Here is a 23,741-nt window from a genome sequence, read left to right on the forward strand (position 1 = left end):
GGTCAGCTCCGGGCCAGAATGCTGTCGATCTTGCCGGACGCCTCCTTGAGGAGCTGGTCGACGTCGGCGTCCCTCTTGGTCAGGACGGCGGAGACGGTGCCGTCGAGGACGGAGTAGATCTGCTGGGCGTGCGGCGGTTCGATCTTCAGCCGGAGCTTGTGGTTGCCGTCGAGGAACGCCTGGTAGTTCTCCACCGGGACGTTGGCGTTGGCCTTCTTCACCCGCTGGTCGGTGGCGTCGGCGGCACCGGTGAACAGGCGCGGCTCGGGCAGGCCGACGGGGGCGTCGTGCTTCTTGGCGCGCGCGTAGTCGCCGAGGAAGCCCTTGCCGGGGGTGAGGAACATGTGGTCGAGCCACTTCAGGCCGGCCCGGATCTGGGCGGGCGTGGCCTTCTTGTTGAACATGTAGCCGTCGCCGCCGATGAGGGTGCCCTTGCCGCCCGGCATGGGGGCCAGGGCGAGGTCCTTGTAGTTGCCGCCCTTCTCCTTGACGAGGATCGGGATGTTGTCGGGGGCGGCGAGGTACATGCCGAGCTTGCCGGAACCCATCATCTGCTGCGCGTCGTTGATGACGAGGAGCTGCTTGCTGCCCATCGAGTCGTCGGTCCACCGCATGTCGTGCAGGTTCTTCAGGACGGCGCGGCCCTCGGGGGTGTCGATGGTGGCCTTCTTGCCGTCGGCGCTGACGACGTCGCCGCCCTGGGAGTACAGCTCGGCGGTGAAGTGCCAGCCGCCCTGGTTCTGCGCGCTGTAGTCGGCGTAGCCGACGGTGCCGTCGCCGAGGGCGGCGATCCTCTTGGCGGCGGCGCGGACCTCGTCCCAGGTCGCCGGGGGCCTGTCGGGATCCAGGCCGGCCTTCTCGAAGAGCGCGCGGTTGTAGATCAGCCCCATCGAGTATCCGGTGCGCGGGATGCCGTAGACCTTGCCGTCGACGGTGTAGATGTCCCGCAGCTGCTTCTGGATGCTGTCGTAGTTCTTGAGTTCCTTGAGGTACGGGGTGAGGTCCGCGGCCTGGCGGACATCGACGACGTGCCGCGCGTCCGTGAAGTACGTGTAGAACACGTCCTCCATCTGGCCGCCGGCGAGCTTGGCGTCGAAGGTCTTCGGGTCCTGGCAGGGGAAGGCGTCGTGCGCGACGACGTCGATGTCCGGGTTGGCCTCCTCGAAGGCCGCGACGTCCGCCTCGAAGAAGGAGCGGTCGAGCTTGGCGCTCCTGGGCGGCTCGCAGTTGACGGTGATACGGGTCTTGCCGCTCGCCGAACCGTCGTCACCGGACCCGCAGGCGGTGGCGGCGAGGGCGAGGGACGAACAGACGCCGATCGCGAGGACGGCACGGCGGAACCCGGTGTGTCTCATCGGTGGACCCCTCATGGCACTCATGGCAGGAGCGGTGGGCGTCGCACACTCAAGCACCGCCGACATCGGACCGCAAGATGTCGCGCAGAATCTGCAATTGTTTGACAGCGTGCCGGATCTTTCTGATCTCAGTCTCGCGGGGCTTGCGCGGTGGAGCCGCGGACCACCAGCTCCGGCTCGAACAGCAGCTCCTCGGCGGGTACGGCGGTGCCCCCGATCTGCGCGTTCAGCAGCTCCACGGCCGCGCGCCCCATGGCCTCGATGGGCTGGCGGACGGTGGTCAGCGGGGGTTCGGTGCAGTTCATGAACGCCGAGTCGTCGTAACCGACGACCGAGATCCGGCCCGGGACGTCGTACCCCTTGCGGCGCGCCGCCCGGACGGCGCCGAGCGCCAGCGGGTCCGAGGCGCAGATGATGCCGGTGACGCCCCGGTCGATCAGGCGCGCGGCGGCGGCGTGACCGCCCTCGATGGAGAAGATGGCCCGCGCGACGAACTCGTCCGGCAGCTCGCCGGCGACAGCCCGGGCGGCGGCCAGCTTGCGCGCCGACGGCACGTGGTCGCCGGGACCGAGCACCAGGCCGATGCGCTCGTGGCCGAGGGACGCCAGATGCCGCCAGGCCTGCTCGACGGCGACGGCGTCGTCGCAGGAGACGCCCGGGAAGCCGAGGTGTTCGATGGCCGCGTTGACCAGCACGACCGGGATGTTGCGCTCGGCGAGCAGCCGGTAGTGGTCGTGCGGCGCGTCGGCCTGGGCGTACAGACCGCCGGCGAACACGACGCCGGAGACCTGCTGCTGGAGCAGCAACTCGACGTAGTCCGCTTCCGACACCCCGCCCTTGGTCTGGGTGCACAGCACCGGGGTCAGCCCGAGCTGGGCCAGGGCACCGCCGATGACCTCGGCGAACGCCGGGAAGATGGGGTTCTGCAACTCGGGCAGGACGAGACCGACGAGCCGGGCGCGCTCACCGCGCAGCTGGGTGGGGCGCTCGTAGCCGAGGACGTCGAGAGCCGTCAGCACCGCCTGCCGGGTGACTTCGGAGACTCCCGGCTTGCCGTTGAGGACCCGGCTGACCGTGGCCTCACTGACCCCGACCTTCTTCGCCACTTCCGCAAGTCGTCGCGTCATGAGCGCAAGCGTAGCGCAAATCATGCAAGCGGTTTGCGTCAGGGGTGGTTGTCAGGCGTCGGGGGCGCGTGAGGAGTCGGGGGCATGTGCCAAGAGTCAGTGGTGTATGCCAAGAGTCGATGGCGTGCGCCAGGAGTCCCCGGGGTGCCCGCCAGGAAGGCAGCGGCACGGCCCGTGTGCGGAGCCGGTGTGCCGGTCCGGCACCGTCGGTGGCCCGGAACGCCGGCGGTGCCGGGTCAGTCCTCCGTGGACGGCACGACCGTCAGGTGCGAGGCGGCGTCCCGCGGGCGGCGCGGACGGCGGACCGGTACGGCGGGCCGGCGGGGGTCGCGCAGGACCATCGTCAGACGCCGGTAGCCCAGCTCCCGCAGCACCGGCGGGATCTCCTCGACGATGCGGCACTCGGTGCGCCCGCGCCGCGGGTCCGGGTGGTGCAGCAGGCGCACCGCGCCGTCGAGGCGGGTCGCGGCCTCACCGACGGCCCGTATCCAGTGCGGCAGGCCCTGCCGGTAGGCGGCCTCCATGATCGGGTCCTGGGCGATCTCCCGGCGGACCGCCTGGAGTTCGTGGTCGTGCGCGTGGGTCTCCAGGGCGGTGCGGAGCTGGGCCAGCATCGGCAGGCACCAGCCCGGCTCGTGCTCGCCGAGGACCTCGCCGGCGTCGGGGTGGAAGAGCACGAACTGGAGGAAGTTCTCCCCCGGCATGGCCGTGGGGTGGGGGCGCACTCCGTGGAAAAGTGTCTCGAACGCGCTGTTGGCCATGACCACGTTCCAGTGGTGGTCGACGACCAGGGACGGGCAGGACTGTGACTCCAGCAGCGCTCCGTAGTCCTGGAGGTACGCCTGGATCTCGCAGGTGTCGGGGACGGGCCGCGGTGCCGGCCGCTGCCCTCCTGCCTGATGTGCCATCGGGAGGTCACCCCTCTTGCCTCTGCGGCCTTTCTCGCGGCGATGCGATCCTGGTGCCCAGGCAAGAGCCATGTCAACTATCGTGGCATTTCGTGCCGGTTGACGGCTGAAATTCGCCACAGTTGTGGCGACACCTGGATGTGAGTTCGAGGCACCCGCTACTCTCCGGGAAGTCCACGGCGATCGCTCGTGAGAAGCACGGACGCATCTGAAGCCCTCTAGAGACGTAGGAGTTCAGTCGGTGACGGATGGCTACGAGGATCCGGGCGCCTCGGCGACCGCCCAGCTGCCGGCCGTCGTCGCCCGCGTCACCGCGCTCGCCGACCGCCTCGGCGTCCCGCACGCCGAGGTCTTCGACGTGGGGCGGCTCTCCATCGCCTGCGGGGTGCCGGAGCCGGTGGTCAAGGCTCTGCTCAGCGGTCGGCCCGCGGGCGAGCCGGACGTCCAGGCCCGCTTCCTCCAGCGCCTGGACCTGCTGCGCCGCACCCGGCTGAAGCCGGGCGGGCGCCGTTACACCCAGCAGGAGATCGCCGACGGCGCGGGCATGTCACGGCAGCAGGCCGGTGCCCTGATCAACGGCGACCGGCGGCCCACCATGGAGCACTGCGACGCCCTCCAGCGCTTCTTCCGGGTGCACGCCGGCTTCCTCACCGCGGAGGACCCCGAGGCACTGGCGGGCGCGCTGCAACGCACCGAGCAGGAGCTGCTGCAGAAGCTCGCGGACCGGGAGCGGGCCGCCGCCGAGGACCCGGAGGATCCGCTGGAGCGGCTGCTGCAGGACCACGGCGTGCGCGGAATCGCCTGGCGCGCCGCGCAGTTGCCCACCGACCAGCACCGGGACAAGGTCGCTGAGTGGCTCGACATGCTCCTGGAGAGCGTCAAGCGGCCCGAGTCGTGAGCCGGGGGAGAACTGTGGGCATCGGCAGGGACATGCGCCGGCTGTGCAACGAACTGGTGGGCGGGCTCACGCTGCCCGTGCCCGCGCCTCCGGGTGAGCTGTACCGCGCGCTGTGCGAGGCGATGAGCCACCGGCGTGGGCGTCCGGTGCACTTCCGTACGGCCGTCTTTCCGCCCGGCACGGCCAGCGGGCTGTGGCTGGACCTGACCGACCGGGACGTCGTCGTGGTGGAGGAACGCACGGCCCCCGAGCACCAGTTGGTGATCCTGGGCCACGAACTGTGGCACATGCAGGCCGACCACTGCGGGCTCCACATGGAAGGCGTCGGCGCCGCGACCCGGCTGCTGGGCGACCACACCGACCAGGAAGCGCTCCAGGCGGCGGTGCAACGCGTCGCGGCCCGCAGCCGCTTCGACGCCGCCGAGGAGCGGGACGCCGAGACGTTCGGACTGCTGCTGGCCAGCAAGTGCCGTACGTGGCTGGCTGGTTCGGCGCTGCGCGGGCCCGTGCAGCGGGACGGCGTGGCCGGCCGCATCGAGGCGTCGCTGGGGTACCCGGGTCCCCAGGGCTGAACCGGACGGGGCTCGCCGACCGGCGGCCCCGCGGCGCCCGGGGTGCGCTCGACGCCGTGCACACGGGAAGCCGACACCGGACCGGGCCGCGCCGCACCGGGCCGCGCCGGACCGGACCGGACCGGACCGGGGCGTGACGCACGGAAGTTGAGAAACGTTTCCCCGGGTCGGGCGGCCCGTCGTGCGGGGCGATCGGGGCGGTTCCGCCTCGGCTAAGCGGGCTAACCGGCGCGGAGCCGGGCGGCGTTGTCAGTGGTGGGCGGCAAGCTGGGGGTGTGCGCCGTGCGACGCGGTGCACGGCGCCGCAGGGCGCGTGACCGTGACGCCTACTCGGGGAGAGCCGACCGATGCCCACCGCCGTACTGACCGACCGTGAGCGTACCGCCGTACAGGCCTACCTGCGCCTGCTGCATACGGTGCGCGCCGCCTTCGACGGGCCACCGGACGAGGACCGGCCCGCCGTCGTCCCGCCCGTCGTGCTCGCGGAGGCGGAACAGGCACTGGCCCGGGCGGGGCTCGCGGGCAACGAGGCGGAGTTCTTCCGGCTCCTGCGCGACTGGTGCCGGCCAAGCTGAGCGTCGTGACGGCTCAGCGCCGCCGTCGTCACCCGGACGACGGGGTGACGGCGGCGGTGGGGCAGGGCGGGGCCGCTGTCAGGGATGTGGGGCGGGGTGCGGTATGACCACCGACGTGGCCACCACGCCGTGCCGTACGGTCCACCGGCCCTCGAAGGTCTGGAGCCGGTGCCCGCCGACCAGGGGGCCGGGGACGAGGAGCTCGGCGTGCAGGGCGCCGGAGGTTTCGCCCTCGGCGTCCGGCCGCACGGTGATGTCGGCCTCGGAGAAGTCCAGCCATGTGCGGGTGAGCGGGAACCACGCCTTGTAGACGGACTCCTTGGCGCTGAACAGCAGCCGGTCCCAGTGCACGGCGGGCCGCCGCGCGGCCAGCCGGTCGAGCCGCTCGGCCTCGGCGGGCAGGAAGACCGAGGGGCCCACCCCGTCCGGCAGCGGTCCGTGCGGTTCGGCGTCGATGCCCAGGGAGACGAGGTCGGTGGCGCGGACCAGCGCGGCGGCGCAGTAGCCGTCGCAGTGGGTCATGCTGCCGAGCAGCCCGTCCGGCCAGCGCGGGGCGCCCCGCTCGCCGGTGAGCACGGGCTGCGGCGGCACGCCGAGCTTCTCCATGGCGCGCCGGGCGCAGCCCCGGGCGGCCGCGAACTCACGGCGCCGCTTGGCCACCGCGCGCGCGACGAGCGCCTCCTCCGCCGGGTGGAGCGGGGAGTCCCACAGCGGGTCGTCAGCGCGCGCCTCCACGGCCACGACCGACTCCGGGAGCAGCTCCTCGATCACCTGCTTCGACCTCCATCGGCAGGACGCGGCGCAGCCTTCCCGGCGGATCCGGGCGCTTGCGCCACTCGCGTGGGTATCCCACGGAGACCTCCATGAACCGGACTCCGTCGTGCCAGGTGGTGCGGGGGATGTGCAGATGGCCGTAGACCATGGTGGCGACCCGGAAGCGGCGGTGCCAGTCGGCGGTCAGCGTGGTGCCGCACCACATGGCGAACTCGGGGTGCCACAGGACCTCGGTGGGGTGCCGGTCCAGCGGCCAGTGCCCGGCCAGCACGGTCGGCAGGTCCGCGGGCAGCTCGGCCAGCCTGCGCTCGGTCTCGGCGACCCGGGCCCGGCACCACGCCTCACGGGTCGGGTAGGGGTCGGGGTGGAGCAGGAACTCGTCGTTGCAGACGATGCCCGTGCTCTCCGCGTAGGCCAGGCCCTCCGCCTTGGTGGTGGAGCCGGCCGGCAGGTACGAGTAGTCGTAGAGCAGGAAGAGCGGGGCCACGACGACCGGGCCGCCCGCGCCGCGCCAGACGGGATAGGGGTCCTCGGGGGTGACGACCCCCAGCTCGCGGCACGCCTCGACCAGGTGCTCGTAGCGGGCGACGCCACGCAGCGTGACCGGGTCGCTCGGATGGGTCCACAGTTCGTGGTTCCCGGGTGCCCACAGCACCTTGGCGAAGCGGCTCGCGAGCGTGCCGAGGGCCCAGCGGATGTCGGCGACGGTCTCCGCGACGTCACCGGCCACGATCAGCCAGTCGTCGTCGCTCTCGGGGCGCATGCCGTCGATCAGGGCGCGGTTGTCCGGGTAACCGATGTGGAGGTCGCTGATGGCCAGCAGCTGTCCGGCCCCGGCCGTCGACTCCACCCCGCACACCCCTTCCGATCATCCGATGACACAACGAGAACACATGCCCCGGGCACCGGACAAGAGGTTCCCCCCGCCGCGTGTCGCGATCCGGGCCCGGTCCGCCGCGCGCGCCTCCGGGACGGGACAGCCCGCGCCTCCGTGACCGGACGGCCCGCGAATCCGTGACCGGACGGCCCGCGCCTCCGTGACCGGACGGCCCGCGAATCCGTAACACCCGCGTTGCACGGCGGACCCTTGGAAAGCCGTATGATCGCCCCAACACCAGCGCCCTCAACCCCCCCTTTTCCCGGGGCTGTTTGGTGACCCTTCCTCCCTCCTGCCCGGGCACGGGCCGCTCCGCCCTGCCCGCACACCCGAAAGGCGGCCTGCATGCTCTCTCGCGTACGCGTCTGGCTCAACCGCACGTACGCGGAGAACGTGTTCTTCATGGATCAGCTGCGGAGAAATCCCAGCGACCGCGCGGTCGAGATCCACGCCACGCACGGCGACCCGGACTCCCCGGTGCTGGCCGCCGCCGACACCGCCGAGCTGGAGCCGGAGGGCCTGTCCCCGGCCGCGTACGTCGAGTACGCCCTCGACCAGTGCGCCCGGCGCGGCATCGACGTGTTCGTGCCCCGGCTGCACCAGGCCGCGATCGTGGCGCACCGGGCCGAGTTCGCGGCGGCCGGTACGGCGCTGCTGGCACCGACGCCCGAGGCGGTCGCCGTGTTCGAGGACAAGGGGATCGCGTACGAGGCGGTCCGCTCGGTCGGTGTCCCGGTACCGCCGTGGCACCGGGTCCGCACGGCGGACGAACTGGTCGCAGCCGTGGAGGAGTTGGAGGCGGCCGGGCACCGCGCGTGCTTCAAGCCGGCCGCGGGCGCGGGCGGGACCGGCTTCCGGATGATCACCCGGGCCCCCTTCTCGCTCACGCACCTGACCGGCTTCCCGGGCCCGTATGTGCAGCTCGACCTGGTCGTGGAGGCGCTGCGGCGGGCCGAGGAGCCCGTGGACTGGCTGGTGATGCCGCGCCTGGAGCAGCCCGAGGTGTCCGTCGACTGCCTGACCGGGCCGGACAACCGGGTCCGGCTCGCGGTGGGCCGCACCAAGAACGGCCGCCGCCGGGGCTTCACCCTGGACGAGCGGTGGCTGGCGCCGGCCCGGCTGATCGCGGAGGGCTTCGGACTGCACCACCTGTCCAACATCCAGTTCCGGATGCTCGGCGACCGGCCGGTGCTGCTGGACGTCAACACGAGGCCCGCGGGTGGCCTGCACCAGCTGTCGCTCTGCGGGGTGAACGCGCCGTGGGCCGCTGTGCAGGTGGCGCTGGGCGAGGACCCGGGGGTGATCGAGCCGCCGTTCCTGGGGCAGGACTACACGGTGGTGTCGGGGCCGCGTCCGCTGGCGCCCGCGGCGCTTCCGCGGCAACGGGTGGAGTCCGAGGTCCTGCTGCCCGCGGTGCCGGCGCCCGTGCGGGCGGCTTCGGCGGGCGAGGTGCTGCCGCTCTAGTTCGCCGGCCGACCGCGGGTCCGTGGTGGCTCGTCACGCGATTCCCCGTGGCCCTTCCGGGGCGCCGGCGCCCACCGGTATGGACCAATTCCGTTCTTCTCCTTGACAGGGCGGATTGGTCCATACCAAATTCGTTGACGCAACGCTTCCGCACTCCCCTGCACTCCCGAACACCCCACCCCTGACAGGGAGATCGCGTGCGCGACACACTCGGGCGTTCCAGACGCCGGCTTCTCGCCCTGCTCGGCTCCGCCGCCCTCGCGGTCGGCGGGGCCATCGCCCTCCCCGGTACGGCCCACGCGGCCAACATCCTCACCAACCCCGGCTTCGAGTCCGGCGGCCTCTCCCCCTGGACCTGCACCGGCAACCTCGGTTCGGTCGTCTCCTCTCCCGTGCACGGCGGCGCCAAGGCGCTCCAGGGAGCGGTGACGTCGAGCGACAACGCGCAGTGCAGCCAGACGGTCGCCGTGCAGCCGAACACGACGTACAGCCTCAGCGGCTGGGTGCGCGGCAGTTACGTGTACCTGGGCGTCAACGGCGGCGCGTCCACCTGGACCTCGTCCCCGTCGGCCTACAGCCAGCTCAGCGTCTCCTTCACCACCGGCGCATCGCAGACCAGCGCCACCATCTATGTGCACGGCTGGTACGGCCAGGGCACCTACTACGCCGACGACATCGGTCTGGACGGCCCGGGCGGCGGGGGTGGCGGTGACACCCAGGCGCCGACCGCGCCGAGCGGGCTCACCTCCACCGGCAAGACGTCGTCGAGCGTGTCGCTGAAGTGGAACGCGGCCACGGACAACACGGGCGTGACGGCGTACGACATCTACGGCGGGGCCAACCAGCTCCTGAGTGTCTCCGGCACGTCGGCCACGGTCAGTGGGCTGTCGCCGAGCACGAGTTACACCTTCACCGTGAAGGCGCGGGACGCGGCCGGGAACACCTCGCCGGCCTCCAACTCCGTCACCGTGACGACCGACGCGGGCACCGGCGGCGGCACCGGCTTCAAGCAGGCGGCGCCGTATCTGTACCAGGGCTGGGGCGACCCGCCGAGCCCGACCACGGTGATGAACGCGACCGGGGCCAAGTGGTTCACGATGGCGTTCGTGCTGGACTCCGGCGGCTGCAACCCGGCCTGGGACGGCAGCCGGCCGCTGACCGGCGGCGTGGACCAGTCGGCGATCAACCAGATCCGGTCCGCCGGTGGTGACATCGTCCCGTCGTTCGGCGGCTGGTCGGGCAGCAAGCTCGGTGCCAACTGTTCCTCCGCGAGCGCGCTCGCCGGGGCGATCCAGAAGGTGGTCGACGCCTACGGCCTGAAGGCCATCGACTTCGACATCGAGAACAGCGACGAGTTCGAGAACGAGGCCGTCCAGGCGAAGATCCTCACCGCGCTGAAGACGGTCAAGGCCAACAACCCGGGCCTGAAGACCATCGTCACGTTCGGCACGTCCACCACCGGGCCGACGTACTACGGCAACCGGCTCATCGAGCAGGCGCAGGCGCTGGGCGCGAACATCGACGTGTTCACCATCATGCCGTTCGACTTCGGCGGCGGCTCGGACATGTACGGCAACACGGTGAACGCGGCGGAGGGGCTGAAGAACAAGCTGAAGTCCACCTTCGGCTGGGACGACGCCACCGCCTACGCGCACATCGGCATCTCCGGCATGAACGGCCTGTCCGACCAGCAGGAGACGACGACTCCCGCGATCTGGACGCAGATCCGGGACTGGGCCAACTCGCACCACATCGCGCGGCTGGCCTTCTGGTCGGTCAACCGCGACCGGCCCTGCCCGGGCGGTGGTGTCGCCGAGAACTGCTCCGGGATCAGCCAGAGCAACTGGCAGTTCACCTCGATCACGGCCGGCTTCACCGGCTGACGCTCCGGTGAGGTGACGCGGAGGGCCGCTCGGCGGAGCGGCCCTCCGTTGTCGTGTGAGACACGCCGGGGCGCCCCGCATCCCCCCGTTCGGGAAGGGGCCCCGCGGGACCGGTGCCGACGCGGTGCTGGGCGGACTGGACGGCGGGCAGCGCGGTCTGAGCCGGTACGGGCGGCTTCACCCCGTGAACTGCCTTACGCCGCAAGGACTTTCCTTGCTTCAACTCTTGACGGCCCCCGGGGCGGGGAGCACATTGGCGGCACCGTGAGAGCGCTCTCAAGCACGGACACCGAAGCCCGCTTGAGAGCGCTCTCACGGAATCCCCGCACACACCCGTACCCCGAGAGGCTCCCCATGAGCGCATCCTCCGGCATCCCCAGACCCCGCCCGCTGCGGCGCGCGTTCACCGCCGCCGTCGCCACGCTCGGCCTGGCCGCGGCCCTCGCCACGGCCGCCACCGCGCCCGCCGCCGCCTCCGCGCCCGCTCCGCCCTCGGGCTGGACGCAGGTCTTCGCGGACGACTTCAACGGTGCGGCCGGCTCCGGCGTCAACACGGCCGACTGGCAGTACGCCACCGGGACGTCCTACCCCGGCGGCGCCGCCAACTGGGGCACCGGCGAGGTGGAGACGATGACGTCGAGCACCAGCAACGTCGCGCTCGACGGGAACGGCAACCTGCTCATCACCCCGCGCCGCGACGCCTCCGGCAACTGGACCTCCGGCCGGATCGAGACCACCCGCACCGACTTCCAGCCCCCGGCCGGCGGGAAACTGCGCGTCCAGGCGCGCATCCAGATGCCGAACGTCACCGGCGCCGCCGCGAAGGGGTACTGGCCGGCGTTCTGGATGCTCGGCGCGCCGTTCCGCGGCAACTACTGGAACTGGCCGGGCATCGGCGAGCTGGACATCATGGAGAACGTCCAGGGCCTGAACACCGACTGGGCCACGATGCACTGCGGCACCAACCCGGGCGGCCCGTGCAACGAGACCTCCGGCATCGGAAACTCCACCTCCTGCACCGGCACCACCTGTCAGGCCGGCTTCCACACCTACGCGATGGAGTGGGACCGCTCGACCAGTCCCGAGGAGATCCGCTTCTACCTCGACGGCGTCAACTTCCACACGGTCAGGGCGAACCAGGTGGACGCGACGACGTGGGCGAACGCCACGAACCACGGCTACTTCATCATCCTGAACGTCGCGATGGGCGGCGGCTTCCCGGCCGCGTTCGGCGGCGGCCCGGACAGCGGGACCGAGCCGGGGCACCCGATGGTCGTCGACTACGTACAGGTCCTGCGGTCCTCGGGCGGCGGCACCACTCCCCCGCCGACCGGCAACCGGGACGCCTACAGCCCCGTCCAGGCCGAGTCCTACGACGGCCAGTCCGGCGTCGTCACGGAGACCACCACGGACACCGGCGGCGGCCAGGACATCGGGTCCCTCGCGAACGGCGACTGGGCGCTGTACAAGGGCGTCGACTTCGGTTCCACGGCCGCGAAGCAGTTCTACGCCCGGGTCGCGAGCGGTGCGGCCGGCGGGGTCAGCGGTCTGGTCGAGGTGCGCCTCGACAGCCGCGGCAACGCGCCCGTCGGCAGTTTCGCCGTGGGGAACACGGGCGGCTGGCAGTCCTGGCGGACGATCCCGGCCAACATCGGCGCGGTGACCGGTACGCACGACGTCTATCTCACCTTCACCAGCGGCCAGCCGGCCGACTTCGTGAACGTGAACTGGTTCGACTTCGGTCACTGACCGGGGGAAGTCCGCGGCGCTCGGGGTTGACCTTCACGCATACGTCAACCCCTAGCGTCGCCGGCATGACGACCACACCGACCATCACCCGCAGGGGCCTTGAGGTCCGCCTCGCCGCCCGACCGCAGGGACTGCCCGCACCCGGCGACATGGAGATCGCCGAGGTGGCCGTGCCGGATCCGGCGCCGGGCGAGGTCCTCGTCCGCAATCTGTTCCTCTCCCTGGACCCCGGCATGCTGCTGCTGATGGCGGAGGACGCCCGGCTGCCGCTCCCCCGCTACGAGATCGGTGCACCGATGCACGGGGACGCGGTGGGCGAGGTCCTGGTCTCCGCGCACCCCTCCCTCTCCCCGGGCGACCTGGTGGTGCACCGGCTGGGCTGGCGGGAGTACGCGGTGGCCGGCGCCGGGGAGTTCCGGCGGGTCGACCGGGACGCCTACCCGACCCCGTCCCTGCACCTGGGCTTCGGGCTCGTCGCCTACGCGGGCCTCGTGGAGGTGGCCGGGCTCCGGCCGGGCGACACGGTGTTCGTGTCCAGCGCGGCCGGTGCGATCGGCGGTCTGGCCGGGCAGATCGCCCGGCTGATGGGAGCGCGGCGGGTGATCGGCAGCGCGGGCTCGGCGGCGAAGGTGGCACATCTGACCGGGCGGCTCGGCTTCGACGCGGCTTTCGACCACCACGACGGGCCCGTCCTGGACCGGCTCCGCGAGGCCGCGCCCGACGGCGTCGACGTCTACTTCGACAACGTCGGCGGCGAGCAGCTGCGGGCCGCGATCGAGGTGATGAACGAGCACGGCCGGATCGCCCTGTGCGGAGCGCTGCACCGGCAGTCCACCGGCCGTCCCGATCCGGGGTTCGGCGATCTCGTGACCGTCATCGCGAAACGGCTGACGCTGCGCGGCTTCACGGTCCGCGAACACCTGGACAGGGCGGCCGAGTTCGGGGAGCGGTTCCGCGGCTGGCTGCGGGACGGCTCGATCGTCTACGACGAGACGGTCGTCGACGGTCTGCGGAGCGCCCCGGCCGCGCTGACCGACCTGGTGCGCGGCCGGTACACCGGGAAGACCGTGGTCCGGCTGGGCGTTGCGAGCGACCGTGATGCTGATCGGTGAACTCGCCTCGGCGACGGGCGCGACCACCCGGGCCCTGCGCTACTACGAGGAGCAGGGCCTGCTGGAGTCGGAGCGGTCCCCGGCCGGGTACCGGGTGTACCGGCCGGAAGCGGTGACCCGGGTCCGCAATGTGCGCGACCTGCTGGCCTCCGGTTTCACCGTGGAGAACGTGAAGTCCTTCGTCCGCTATCTCGACAGCGACCTGCCGGAGGTGTTCGCGTACGCGGAGTCCTGCGCGGGCAACTACGCGGTGGGCGCACGCCGGGTGGCCGAGCTCCAGGAGCGGATCGAGTCGCTGACCCGGATGCGGGACACCCTCGTGCGCCGGATGCCGTGGCTGGCGGCCGAGCCGCCGGCCTGAGCGCGTCCGGGCGGGCCGGGGCGGTGCCGAGGTCCGGCAGCGGCCCGAGCGGTCAGCGCAGCTCGGCCCGGAACGCCACCGGCGTCTGGCCGGTGTGCAGGTGGAAGAACTTGGAGAAGTTCGCCGCGTCGGGGAAGCCCACGGCCACCCCGACGCGGCCGATCGGCAGGTCGGTGTGGGCGAGGAGGCGCTTGGCCTCCAGCACGACGCGCTTGTCGATGAAGCCCTTGGGTGTCTCGCCGGTGGCCGCGCGGACGGCGCGGACCAGGGTGCGGCGGGAGTAACCGAGGGCGTCCGCGTAGGCGCTGACGCTGTGGTTGGTGGGGAAGCCCCGCTCGACGGCGTCCCGGAAGCGGGTGAAGGTGCTGTCGGCGTGCTGCCGGGAGGTCTCGGCCGAACTGGCGGCGAGATGCGCGAGGCGCAGCAGGCACGCGGTCAGACTGTGCCTCAGGACGGCTGTGTGCAGGCTGAGCGGAAGCGTCTCGGTGTCCTCGTACTCGCGGCGGAGCTGGTCGAAGGCCGCGTGGAGCGCGGCAAGCTGCGCGGGGTCGGGGTGCAGCAGCGGCGGCAGGTCGTAGCGGTACAGGCCGGCGGCCTCGACGGTGGCGCGGGGCAGGAAGCCGGGCTGCATGGTCAGGACGGTTCCGCGGTACACGGATTCACGGGAGAACCGGTGCACCTGTCCGGGGCGGATCCACAGCAGGTCGCCGGCCGTGGCCTCGTACTCGGCGAAGTCGATCATGTGCCGTACCGGGCCGTCGATGAAGAGCATGACGACGTGGAAGTCGATACGGTGGACGCGGTGCAGGGGGGCGTCGACGTGCCAGCGGTGGTCGGTGCCCATCGGGCCGATCTGCATGCCGACGCCACCGACGGCCAGGTCGGCCGGGAAGGGGAACGTTCTGATCCCGTCACCCTCAGCTTGGTGTCTTATGCCCGTCATGCCCGGTTCATCCTATCCCTGTCGCGTGATCACTGTCCCAGATTCACCACAGGCTGACACACCCCGACCTTTCCTCGAAAAAGTCAGACTTTTAAGTTTGAACGCGTCCGGCCAGCCATCCCGCACTGAACGAGGACTTCTTGAAGATGACTACGCAGACTTCCGAGAGCTTCGAGTGGACCGACCTCGACCGGCGCGCCGTGGACACCGCCCGACTTCTGGCGGCCGACGCGGTGCAGAAGGTGGGCAACGGACACCCGGGCACCGCGATGAGCCTGGCCCCCGCCGCGTACACGATCTTTCAGAAGGTGATGCGACACGACCCGGCCGACCCGGAGTGGACCGGCCGTGACCGGTTCGTCCTCTCCCCCGGCCACACCTCGCTGACCCTCTACACGCAGCTCTTCCTCGCCGGCTACGAGCTGGAGCTGGACGACCTCAAGGCGTTCCGCACGCACGGCTCGAAGACGCCGGGCCACCCCGAGTACGGGCACACGGCGGGCGTGGAGACCACGACCGGCCCGCTCGGCCAGGGCGTCGCCAACGCCGTCGGCATGGCGATGGCCGCCCGCTACGAGCGCGGTCTGTTCGACCCGGAGGCCCCCGCCGGCGCCTCCCCCTTCGACCACACCGTATGGGCCATCGTCTCCGACGGCGACCTGGAGGAGGGCGTCTCCGCCGAGGCCTCCTCGCTCGCCGGCCACCAGAAGCTGGGCAACCTGGTCTTCGTCTACGACGACAACCACATCTCCATCGAGGGCGACACCGCGACCGCCTTCTCCGAGGACGTGCTGAAGCGGTACGAGGCGTACGGCTGGCACACCCAGCGCGTCGAGCCGACCGCCGAAGGTGACATCGACGTCCCCGCCCTCCACGCCGCGCTGAAGGCCGCCCAGGCCGAGACCGAGCGGCCCTCGATCATCGCCATGCGCACGATCATCGCCTGGCCGGCCCCGAACGCCCGGAACACCGAGGCCTCCCACGGCTCCGCGCTCGGCGAGGACGAGGTCGCTGCCACCAAGCGCCTCCTCGGCTTCGACCCGGAGCAGACCTTCGAGGTGGCCGACGAGGTCCTGCGGCACACCCGTCGGGCCCTGGACCGGGGTGCCGAGGCGCACGCCGCCTGGGACAAGCGGATCGCCGAGTGGCGTGCCGCCAACCCCGAGCGGGCCGAGCTGTTCGACCGCGTCAGCAAGGGCGAGCTGCCCGAGGGCTGGGAGGAGAGCATCCCGGTCTTCGAGGAGGGCAAGTCGGTCGCCACCCGAGCGGCCTCCGGGAAGGTGCTCCAGGCGCTCGGCCCGGTGCTCCCCGAGCTGTGGGGCGGCTCCGCCGACCTGGCCGGCTCGAACAACACCACCATCGACAAGACCAGCTCCTTCCTTCCGGAGGGCAACCCGCTGCCCGGGGCCGATCCGTACGGCCGTACCGTGCACTTCGGCATCCGCGAGTTCTCCATGGCCGCGGAGATGAACGGCATCGCCCTGCACGGCAACACCCGGATCTACGGCGGCACCTTCCTGGTGTTCTCCGACTACATGCGCAACGCCGTCCGGATGTCGGCGCTCATGCAGCTGCCGGTGACGTACGTATGGACGCACGACTCCATCGGCCTCGGCGAGGACGGCCCCACCCACCAGCCGGTCGAGCACCTGGCCTCGCTGCGCGCCATCCCGGGCCTGAACGTCGTCCGCCCGGCGGACGCCAACGAGACCGCGATCGTCTGGGCCGAGATCCTGAAGAGGCACGCCACGCACCCGGCCCCGCACGGGCTCGCGCTCACCCGCCAGGGCGTGCCGGTGTACGCGCCGAACGCGGACGCGGCCAAGGGCGGCTACGTGCTGCGCGAGTCCTCGACGGAGGTCCCGGAGGTGATCATCATCGCGACGGGCTCCGAGGTGCAGCTCGCCGTGGCCGCGCGGGAGCGGCTGGAGGCCGAGGGGATCGGTACGCGGGTGGTGTCCATGCCGTCCGTGGAGTGGTTCGAGGAGCAGCCGCGCGAGTACCGCGAGCGGGTGCTGCCGCCGGCCGTGAAGGCCCGGGTCGCCGTCGAGGCCGGCATCGGCCTGACCTGGTACCGGTTCGTCGGTGACGCCGGACGCATCGTCTCGCTCGAACACTTCGGTGCCTCCGCCGACGCCAAGACCCTGTTCGCCGAGTTCGGCTTCACCCCCGAGAACGTCGCAGCGGCGGCCCGCGAGTCGCTCGCCGCCACCCGCGCCTGACACCGGCGCACACCGAGCACACCGACGCACAGAAGACGCACAAAAAGAGAGATGAGCACAGTGACCGAAGCAATCCCGACCCCGGGAGCCCTCAAGCGCCTCGCCGACGAGGGCGTGTCGATCTGGCTGGACGACCTGTCCCGCAAGCGGATCACCTCGGGCAGCCTCGCCGAGCTGGTGGCGAGCGGTAGCGCCGTCGGTGTCACCACCAACCCGTCCATCTTCCAGGCCGCCATCGGCTCCGGTGAGGGCTACGAGGAGCAGCTGACCGACCTCGCCGTACGCGGCGTGACGGTCGACGAGGCCGTACGGATGATGACGACCGCGGACGTGCGGGACGCCGCCGACATCCTGCGTCCCGTGTACGACGCCTCGGGCGGCCGTGACGGCCGGGTCTCCATCGAGGTCGACCCGCGCCTCGCCCACGAGACCGAGGCCACGGTCGCCGAGGCCAAGCAGCTCGCCTGGCTGGTGGACCGGCCCAACGTGATGATCAAGATACCGGCGACCAAGGCGGGTCTGCCGGCGATCACCGAGGTCATCGGTCTCGGCATCAGCGTCAACGTGACCCTGATCTTCTCCCTGGAGCGCTACCGCGAGGTCATGGCCGCCTACCTGGCCGGCCTGGAGAAGGCCCGCGAGCGGGGCATCGACCTGTCCACGATCCACTCGGTGGCGTCCTTCTTCGTCTCCCGCGTGGACAGCGAGATCGACAAGCGGCTGACCGCCCTCGGCACCGACGAGGCCCTCGGCCTCAAGGGCCGCGCGGCCCTCGCCAACGCCCGTCTCGCCTACGAGGCGTACGAGGAGGTCTTCGCGTCCGACCGCTGGCTGGCGCTCGCCGGGGACAAGGCGAACAAGCAGCGCCCGCTGTGGGCGTCCACCGGTGTGAAGGACCCCGCGTACAAGGACACTCTGTACGTGGACGAGCTGGTCGCGCCGGGCACCGTCAACACCATGCCGGAGGCCACGCTGAACGCGGTCGCCGACCACGGCGAGATCACCGGGGACACGGTGACCGGCGGCTATGCGCAGGCCCGCGCCGACCTGGCCGCCGTCGAGCGGCTCGGCATCTCCTACGACGAGGTCGTCCGGCAACTGGAGAACGAGGGTGTCGCCAAGTTCGAGGTGGCCTGGCAGGACCTTCTGGACGCCGTAGCGAAGTCCCTGAAGAGCAAGGGAGTTGACGCCCGATGACCGAGAACGCACCCGCCCAGGCGCCCGCACCCGAGGAGGTGCGCGTGCCGGTGGCCCCGGCCGCCGACTGGGTGAACCCGCTGCGGGACGCCCGGGACCGCCGGCTCCCCCGCATCGCCGGGCCGTCGGGCCTGGTCATCTTCGGGGTGACCGGCGACCTGTCCCGCAAGAAGCTGATGCCGGCCGTCTACGACCTGGCCAACCGCGGTCTGCTGCCGCCGGGCTTCTCCCTCGTCGGGTTCGCCCGCCGGGACTGGGCCGACCAGGACTTCGCGCAGGTCGTGCACGACGCCGTGAAGGAGCACGCCCGCACCCCCTTCCGCGAGGAGGTGTGGCAGCAGCTCGCCGAGGGCATGCGGTTCATCCCCGGCGACTTCGACGACGACACCGCCTTCAAGCAGCTGAAGGACGCCGTCGACGAGCTGGACTCCTCCCGGGGCACCGGCGGCAACTTCGCCTTCTACCTCTCGGTGCCGCCGAAGTTCTTCCCGAAGGTCGTGCAGCAGCTCAAGAAGCACGGGCTGGCCAGCCCGCCGAAGGGCTCCTGGCGGCGCGCGGTCATCGAGAAGCCGTTCGGGCACGACCTGGACAGCGCGCGCGAGCTGAACAAGATCGTGCACGAGGTGTTCGAACCGGACCAGGTGTTCCGCATCGACCACTACCTCGGCAAGGAGACCGTCCAGAACATCCTGGCGCTGCGCTTCGCCAACCAGATGTACGAGCCGATCTGGAACCGGTCGTACGTCGACCATGTGCAGATCACGATGGCGGAGGACATCGGCATCGGCGGCCGGGCCGGCTACTACGACGGCATCGGCGCCGCCCGGGACGTCATCCAGAACCACCTGCTCCAGCTCATGGCGCTGACCGCCATGGAGGAGCCGATCGCGTTCGACGCGGAGGCGCTGCTCACCGAGAAGCTGAAGGTGCTGAAGTCGGTGCGGCTGCCGGAGGACCTGGGCCGGCACACCGTGCGCGGCCAGTACGCGGCCGGCTGGCAGGGCGGCGAGAAGGTCGTCGGCTACCTCCAGGAGGACGGCATCGACCCCAAGTCGAAGACCGACACCTTCGCCGCGATCAAGCTGGGCATCGACAACCGCCGCTGGGCGGGCGTGCCGTTCTACCTGCGCACCGGCAAGCGGCTCGGCCGCCGGGTCACCGAGATCGCGGTGGTCTTCAAGCGGGCCCCGCACTCGCCGTTCGACTCCACCGCCACCGAGGAGCTGGGGCAGAACGCGATCGTCATCCGCGTCCAGCCGGACGAGGGCATGACCGTGCGCTTCGGCTCGAAGGTGCCGGGGACGTCGATGGAGATCCGGGACGTGTCGATGGACTTCGCCTACGGCGAGTCGTTCACCGAGTCGAGCCCGGAGGCGTACGAGCGGCTCATCCTGGACGTACTGCTCGGCGACGCCAACCTGTTCCCCCGTCACCAGGAAGTGGAGGAGTCCTGGAAGATCCTCGACCCGATCGAGGAGTACTGGGCGGCGCACGGCAGGCCGGCGCAGTACGCGTCGGGCAGCTGGGGACCGAGTGAAGCCGACGAGATGCTCGCACGAGACGGACGGAGCTGGCGCAGGCCATGAAGATCGACCTGACCGACACCACGGCAAGCAAGATCAACAAGGCGTTGGTGCAGGGTCGCCGCGCCATCGGGACGCCCGCCGTGGGCATGGTCCTGACGATGGTCATCGTCACGGACGAGGAGAACGCCTACGACTCGATCAAGGCGGCCGAGGAGGCCTCGCACGAGCACCCCTCGCGCACCCTGGTCGTCATCCGGAGGCAGGCCCGCACCCTGCGCGACCGCACCCACTCGCGGCTCGACGCCGAGGTGCGGGTCGGCTCCGAGGCCGGCACCGGCGAGACGGTGGTGCTGCGCACCTACGGCGAGGTGTCCGACCACGCCGACTCGGTGGTGCTGCCGCTGCTGCTGCCGGACGCCCCGGTGGTCGTGTGGTGGCCGGTGGACGCGCCCGAGGCGCCGTCCAAGGACCCGCTGGGCGCGCTCGCCCAGCGCCGGATCACCGACCTGTACGCCGTCGAGCGGCCGCTGGAGGTCCTGGACGCCCGGGCCCGCACCTACGCGCCCGGTGACACGGATCTCGCCTGGACCCGGCTGACCCTGTGGCGGTCCATGCTGGCCGCGGCCCTGGACCAGGCCCGGGTGAAGGTGACCTCGGCCGCCGTCGAGGCCGAGGCCGACAACCCCAGCGCCGAGCTGCTCGCCCGCTGGCTCCAGGCCCGCCTGGGCGTCCCGGTGGACCGGGTGCACAGCGCCGGCCCGTTCGTGACGGCCGTACGCCTCGGCACCGCGAACGGCGAGATCGTCGTGGACCGCCCCGAGGGCCCGCTGGCCACGCTGACCCTGCCGGGCCAGCCGCCGCGCACCCTCGCCCTGAAGGTCCGCCCCACCTCCGAACTCATCGCCGAGGAACTGCGCCGCCTCGACGCGGACGAGATGTACGCCATCGCCCTCCAGGGCGAGGGCACCAAGGAGAACGCCTGAGATGGCCGAGTACCCCAAGCTCACCCACCGGCCCGAGTGGACGGCGCTGGCCGACCACCGCGCCCAGGGCCAGCCGCACCTGCGCGAGCTGTTCGCGGCGGACCCCGGCCGCGCCGAGCGGTACGTCGTGCGGGTCGGCGACCTGCACATCGACTACAGCAAGCAGCTGATCACCGACGAGACCCTGGCACTGCTCCAGGAACTCGCCACCGCCACCGGCGTGTTCGCGCTGCGGGACGCCATGTTCCGCGGTGAGAGGATCAACCTCACCGAGCGGCGGGCGGTGCTGCACACCGCGCTGCGCGCCCCCCGGGACGCGGTGGTCGAGGTCGACGGCGAGAACGTCGTGCCGAAGGTGCACGCCGTGCTCGACAAGATGGCCGGCTTCGCCGAGCGGGTCCGCTCCGGCGAGTGGACCGGTCACACCGGCCGGCGCATCAGGAACGTCGTCAACATCGGCATCGGCGGCTCCGACCTCGGCCCCGCGATGGCCTACGAGGCGCTGCGCCCGTACACCGCACGGGAGTTGACGTTCCGGTTCGTGTCCAACGTGGACGGCTCCGACCTGCACGAGGCCACCCGCGACCTGGACCCGGCGGAAACGCTGTTCATCGTGGCGTCCAAGACGTTCACGACGATCGAGACGATCACCAACGCCACCTCCGCACGCTCCTGGCTGCTGAACGGCCTGGACGGCGACGAAAAGGCCGTGGCCAAGCACTTCGTGGCGCTGTCCACGAACGCGGAGAAGGTCACCGAGTTCGGCATCGACCCGGACAACATGTTCGAGTTCTGGGACTGGGTCGGCGGCCGGTACTCGTACGACTCCGCCATCGGCCTCTCCCTGATGATCGCCATCGGCCCGGACCGCTTCCGCGAGATGCTGGACGGCTTCCGGATCGTCGACGACCACTTCCGCACCGCGCCCGCCGAGGCCAACGCCCCGCTGCTGCTGGGCCTGCTGGGCATCTGGTACGACAACTTCTTCGATGCCCAGACCCACGCGGTGCTGCCGTACTCGCACTACCTGTCGAAGTTCACCGCGTACCTCCAGCAGCTGGACATGGAGTCCAACGGCAAGTCGGTGCAGCGCGACGGCAACCCGGTGGAGTGGCAGACCGGCCCGGTCGTCTGGGGCACCCCGGGCACCAACGGGCAGCACGCCTACTACCAGTTGATCCACCAGGGCACCAAGCTCATCCCGGCCGACTTCATCGGCTTCGCCCGCCCCATCGGCGAGCTGAGCGAGGAACTCAAGGCCCAGCACGACCTGTTGATGGCCAACTTCTTCGCCCAGACCCAGGCGCTCGCCTTCGGCAAGAGTGCCGAGGAGGTCCGCGCGGAGGGCGTGGCCGAGGAGCAGGTCGCGCACCGCACCTTCCGCGGCGACCACCCCACCACCACCATCCTCGCCACCGAGCTGACCCCGTCCGTCCTCGGCCAGCTCATCGCCCTCTACGAGCACAAGGTGTTCGTGCAGGGCGCGGTGTGGAACATCGACTCCTTCGACCAGTGGGGCGTGGAGCTGGGCAAGGTCCTCGCCAAGCGCGTCGAACCGGCCCTCACCGAAGGCGCGGACGTGCCGGGTCTCGACCCGTCCACCACGGCCCTCGTCGCCGCCTACCGCACTCTCAAGAACGCATCGGAGAACTGATCATGCAGCTCGGTCTCATCGGTCTCGGCAAGATGGGCGGCAACATGCGCGAGCGGATCCGCCGCGCCGGCCACACCGTCATCGGCTACGACCGCAACCCTGAGGTCTCCGACGTCAAGAGCCTCGCCGAACTGGTCGAGAAGCTCGACGCCCCCCGCCATGTGTGGGTGATGGTCCCGGCCGGCACGGCCACCCAGACCGTCATCGACGAACTCGGCGACCTGCTGTCCCCCGGCGACACGGTGATCGACGGCGGCAACTCCCGCTGGACGGACGACGAGAAGCACGCCGCCGCGCTCGGCATCAAGGGCATCGGCTTCGTCGACGCCGGTGTCTCCGGTGGTGTGTGGGGCCTGGAGAACGGCTACGCGCTCATGGTCGGCGGCGACAAGGAGAACGTGGACCGGCTCCAGCCGATCTTCGACGCGCTGAAGCCGGAGGGCCCGTACGGCTACGTCCACGCGGGCCGGGTCGGCGCCGGGCACTTCTCCAAGATGGTCCACAACGGCATCGAGTACGCCATGATGCAGGCCTACGCCGAGGGCTGGGAGCTGCTGGAGAAGGTGCACTCGGTGGAGAACGTCCGCGAGGTGTTCCGCTCCTGGCAGGAGGGCACGGTCATCCGTTCCTGGCTGCTGGACCTCGCGGTCAACGCCCTGGACGAGGACGAGCACCTGGAGAAGCTGCGCGGTTACGCGGAGGACTCCGGCGAGGGCCGCTGGACCGTCGAGGCGGCCATCGACAACGCCGTACCGCTCCCCGCGATCACCGCGTCCCTGTTCGCCCGGTTCGCCTCCCGGCAGGACGACTCCCCGCAGATGAAGATGATCGCCGCACTGCGCAACCAGTTCGGCGGCCACGCGGTCGAGAAGAAGGACTGACCTGCCGTGGGGGACCTCCTGCTGGTCCGCCACGGTGAGACGGAGTGGAGCCTGTCGGGACAGCACACCAGCTTCACCGACCTGCCCCTCACGGAGCACGGCGAGGAACAGGCCAAGTCCCTCGCCCCGCTCCTCACCGGCCGGACCTACGCCCTGGCGCTCGCCAGCCCGCTGAGCCGCGCCCTGCGCACCGCCGAACTGGCGGGCATACCCGGGGTCGTACCCGATCCCGACCTGCACGAATGGGACTACGGCGGCTACGAGGGCGTCACCACCGCCGAGATCCACCGCACCCGGCCCGACTGGGACCTGTGGACGGACGGGGTGCCGCCCGGCCCGGAGGGACACCCGGGCGAGTCTCCGGAGGAGATCGGCGCCCGCGCCGACCGGGTCCTGGCCCGCCTGTCCCCGGCCCTCGCGCAGGGGGACGTGGTCCTCGTCGCCCACGCCCACTTCCTGCGCGTCCTCACCGCCCGCCGCCTGGGCCTGCCGCCCGCCGAGGGCCGGCTGTTCCAGCTCGCCACCGGCACGGTCAGCCGTCTGTCGACGGAACACGACCGCCCGGTGATCACGGAGTGGAACGTACGGCCGTAGCACCGCACAACCGTGTGCCCCCGGTCCGCCGACAGTGGCGGACCGGGGGCACACGTGCAACGCCCCGGCGGTCCGGGCGGATTGAC

General features: G+C 71.3%; 21 protein-coding genes. 15 read left to right on the plus strand and 6 right to left on the minus strand.

What is annotated here, in order from left to right; all coding sequences use genetic code 11:
- Positions 1–2: 2 nt before the first annotated feature.
- The 3 genes from C3492_RS38625 to C3492_RS38635 form a co-directional block, all read right to left on the minus strand.
- A complete protein-coding gene (locus C3492_RS38625; protein ID WP_103817281.1) occupies positions 3–1,355 on the minus strand; it encodes an ABC transporter substrate-binding protein in 1,353 nt (450 codons plus the stop codon).
- A 128-nt stretch (positions 1,356–1,483) separates the two neighbouring features.
- On the minus strand, positions 1,484–2,482 hold the full coding sequence (locus C3492_RS38630) for a LacI family DNA-binding transcriptional regulator (protein ID WP_181140767.1): 999 nt from the start codon (positions 2,480–2,482) through the stop codon (positions 1,484–1,486).
- Positions 2,483–2,718: 236 nt separating this feature from the next.
- Positions 2,719–3,390 (minus strand): hypothetical protein, encoded by a 672-nt coding sequence (locus C3492_RS38635; protein ID WP_103817283.1) that lies wholly within the window; start codon positions 3,388–3,390, stop codon positions 2,719–2,721.
- A 241-nt stretch (positions 3,391–3,631) separates the two neighbouring features.
- Here C3492_RS38635 and C3492_RS38640 point away from each other — a divergent pair, with 241 nt between their 5' ends.
- The 3 genes from C3492_RS38640 to C3492_RS38650 all read left to right on the plus strand — a co-directional run bounded on the left by C3492_RS38640 (position 3,632) and on the right by C3492_RS38650 (position 5,435).
- Positions 3,632–4,288, plus strand: coding sequence for a helix-turn-helix transcriptional regulator (locus C3492_RS38640; protein ID WP_030643317.1), 657 nt, complete (start codon positions 3,632–3,634; stop codon positions 4,286–4,288).
- 14 nt (positions 4,289–4,302) lie between these two features.
- Entirely contained in the window at positions 4,303–4,860 is a 558-nt protein-coding gene (locus tag C3492_RS38645; RefSeq protein ID WP_103817284.1) for a toxin-antitoxin system, toxin component, read from the plus strand.
- A gap of 347 nt (positions 4,861–5,207) precedes the next feature.
- A complete protein-coding gene (locus tag C3492_RS38650; protein ID WP_103817285.1) occupies positions 5,208–5,435 on the plus strand; it encodes a hypothetical protein in 228 nt (75 codons plus the stop codon).
- Positions 5,436–5,513: 78 nt separating this feature from the next.
- Here C3492_RS38650 and C3492_RS38655 read toward each other — a convergent pair whose 3' ends face one another.
- On the minus strand, positions 5,514–6,206 hold the full coding sequence (locus tag C3492_RS38655; RefSeq protein ID WP_181140768.1) for a 4'-phosphopantetheinyl transferase: 693 nt from the start codon (positions 6,204–6,206) through the stop codon (positions 5,514–5,516).
- Entirely contained in the window at positions 6,154–7,059 is a 906-nt protein-coding gene (locus C3492_RS38660) for a metallophosphoesterase (RefSeq protein ID WP_103817286.1), read from the minus strand. Before C3492_RS38660 ends, C3492_RS38655 begins: the two co-directional genes overlap by 53 nt.
- A gap of 372 nt (positions 7,060–7,431) precedes the next feature.
- Between C3492_RS38660 and C3492_RS38665 the strand changes: the two genes are divergently transcribed.
- The 5 genes from C3492_RS38665 (at position 7,432) to C3492_RS38685 (ending at position 13,655) form a co-directional block, all read left to right on the plus strand.
- Positions 7,432–8,550: an ATP-grasp domain-containing protein gene (locus C3492_RS38665; RefSeq protein ID WP_103817287.1), complete on the plus strand. Its 1,119-nt coding sequence runs from the start codon at positions 7,432–7,434 to the stop codon at positions 8,548–8,550.
- Between the two features lie 197 nt (positions 8,551–8,747).
- Entirely contained in the window at positions 8,748–10,433 is a 1,686-nt protein-coding gene (locus C3492_RS38670) for a carbohydrate binding domain-containing protein (protein WP_103817288.1), read from the plus strand.
- A gap of 354 nt (positions 10,434–10,787) precedes the next feature.
- On the plus strand, positions 10,788–12,182 hold the full coding sequence (locus C3492_RS38675) for a glycoside hydrolase family 16 protein (protein WP_103817289.1): 1,395 nt from the start codon (positions 10,788–10,790) through the stop codon (positions 12,180–12,182).
- Between the two features lie 65 nt (positions 12,183–12,247).
- Positions 12,248–13,294 carry an NADP-dependent oxidoreductase gene (locus tag C3492_RS38680; protein ID WP_103817290.1) on the plus strand — a complete coding sequence of 349 codons (1,047 nt, stop codon included), beginning with the start codon at positions 12,248–12,250 and terminating at the stop codon, positions 13,292–13,294.
- Entirely contained in the window at positions 13,281–13,655 is a 375-nt protein-coding gene (locus C3492_RS38685; protein WP_103817307.1) for a MerR family transcriptional regulator, read from the plus strand. Before C3492_RS38680 ends, C3492_RS38685 begins: the two co-directional genes overlap by 14 nt.
- Before the next feature lie 52 nt (positions 13,656–13,707).
- On the opposite strand, the gene C3492_RS38690 is transcribed toward C3492_RS38685, so the two are convergent.
- Positions 13,708–14,598 (minus strand): AraC family transcriptional regulator, encoded by an 891-nt coding sequence (locus C3492_RS38690; protein WP_103817291.1) that lies wholly within the window; start codon positions 14,596–14,598, stop codon positions 13,708–13,710.
- Between the two features lie 146 nt (positions 14,599–14,744).
- Between C3492_RS38690 and tkt the strand changes: the two genes are divergently transcribed.
- The 7 genes from tkt to C3492_RS38725 are packed head-to-tail and all read left to right on the plus strand — an operon-like array spanning position 14,745 to position 23,655.
- Positions 14,745–16,820, plus strand: coding sequence for a transketolase (tkt, locus tag C3492_RS38695; protein WP_103817292.1), 2,076 nt, complete (start codon positions 14,745–14,747; stop codon positions 16,818–16,820).
- Positions 16,821–16,871: 51 nt separating this feature from the next.
- Positions 16,872–18,017, plus strand: coding sequence for a transaldolase (gene tal, locus C3492_RS38700; protein WP_103817293.1), 1,146 nt, complete (start codon positions 16,872–16,874; stop codon positions 18,015–18,017).
- Positions 18,014–19,603: a glucose-6-phosphate dehydrogenase gene (zwf, locus tag C3492_RS38705; protein WP_103817294.1), complete on the plus strand. Its 1,590-nt coding sequence runs from the start codon at positions 18,014–18,016 to the stop codon at positions 19,601–19,603. The genes tal and zwf overlap by 4 nt, the downstream gene beginning before the upstream one ends.
- The gene (opcA, locus tag C3492_RS38710; protein WP_103817295.1) at positions 19,600–20,526 is read left to right on the plus strand and encodes a glucose-6-phosphate dehydrogenase assembly protein OpcA; all 927 of its coding nucleotides are present in this window, start codon (positions 19,600–19,602) and stop codon (positions 20,524–20,526) included. Before zwf ends, opcA begins: the two co-directional genes overlap by 4 nt.
- Position 20,527: 1 nt before the next feature.
- Positions 20,528–22,180, plus strand: coding sequence for a glucose-6-phosphate isomerase (gene pgi / locus C3492_RS38715; RefSeq protein ID WP_103817296.1), 1,653 nt, complete (start codon positions 20,528–20,530; stop codon positions 22,178–22,180).
- Positions 22,181–22,182: 2 nt separating this feature from the next.
- On the plus strand, positions 22,183–23,061 hold the full coding sequence (gnd, locus tag C3492_RS38720) for a phosphogluconate dehydrogenase (NAD(+)-dependent, decarboxylating) (RefSeq protein WP_103817297.1): 879 nt from the start codon (positions 22,183–22,185) through the stop codon (positions 23,059–23,061).
- Positions 23,062–23,067: 6 nt separating this feature from the next.
- On the plus strand, positions 23,068–23,655 hold the full coding sequence (locus C3492_RS38725) for a histidine phosphatase family protein (protein ID WP_103817298.1): 588 nt from the start codon (positions 23,068–23,070) through the stop codon (positions 23,653–23,655).
- Positions 23,656–23,741: the final 86 nt, after the last annotated feature.

It is taken from the genome of Streptomyces sp. Ru62 (assembly GCF_002920615.1).
GTDB lineage: Bacteria > Actinomycetota > Actinomycetes > Streptomycetales > Streptomycetaceae > Streptomyces.

Excerpts from the sequence above, each read along its gene's own strand:
- C3492_RS38625 (WP_103817281.1), bottom strand. The coding sequence starts at position 1,355 with ATGAGACACACCGGGTTCCGCCGTGCCGTCCTCGCGATCGGCGTCTGT.
- C3492_RS38630 (WP_181140767.1), bottom strand. The coding sequence starts at position 2,482 with ATGACGCGACGACTTGCGGAAGTGGCGAAGAAGGTCGGGGTCAGTGAG.
- C3492_RS38635 (WP_103817283.1), bottom strand. The coding sequence starts at position 3,390 with ATGGCACATCAGGCAGGAGGGCAGCGGCCGGCACCGCGGCCCGTCCCC.
- C3492_RS38650 (WP_103817285.1), top strand. The coding sequence starts at position 5,208 with ATGCCCACCGCCGTACTGACCGACCGTGAGCGTACCGCCGTACAGGCC.
- C3492_RS38665 (WP_103817287.1), top strand. The coding sequence starts at position 7,432 with ATGCTCTCTCGCGTACGCGTCTGGCTCAACCGCACGTACGCGGAGAAC.
- C3492_RS38675 (WP_103817289.1), top strand. The coding sequence starts at position 10,788 with ATGAGCGCATCCTCCGGCATCCCCAGACCCCGCCCGCTGCGGCGCGCG.
- C3492_RS38680 (WP_103817290.1), top strand. The coding sequence starts at position 12,248 with ATGACGACCACACCGACCATCACCCGCAGGGGCCTTGAGGTCCGCCTC.
- C3492_RS38685 (WP_103817307.1), top strand. The coding sequence starts at position 13,281 with ATGCTGATCGGTGAACTCGCCTCGGCGACGGGCGCGACCACCCGGGCC.
- C3492_RS38690 (WP_103817291.1), bottom strand. The coding sequence starts at position 14,598 with ATGACGGGCATAAGACACCAAGCTGAGGGTGACGGGATCAGAACGTTC.
- tkt (WP_103817292.1), top strand. The coding sequence starts at position 14,745 with ATGACTACGCAGACTTCCGAGAGCTTCGAGTGGACCGACCTCGACCGG.
- tal (WP_103817293.1), top strand. The coding sequence starts at position 16,872 with ATGAGCACAGTGACCGAAGCAATCCCGACCCCGGGAGCCCTCAAGCGC.
- zwf (WP_103817294.1), top strand. The coding sequence starts at position 18,014 with ATGACCGAGAACGCACCCGCCCAGGCGCCCGCACCCGAGGAGGTGCGC.
- opcA (WP_103817295.1), top strand. The coding sequence starts at position 19,600 with ATGAAGATCGACCTGACCGACACCACGGCAAGCAAGATCAACAAGGCG.
- pgi (WP_103817296.1), top strand. The coding sequence starts at position 20,528 with ATGGCCGAGTACCCCAAGCTCACCCACCGGCCCGAGTGGACGGCGCTG.
- gnd (WP_103817297.1), top strand. The coding sequence starts at position 22,183 with ATGCAGCTCGGTCTCATCGGTCTCGGCAAGATGGGCGGCAACATGCGC.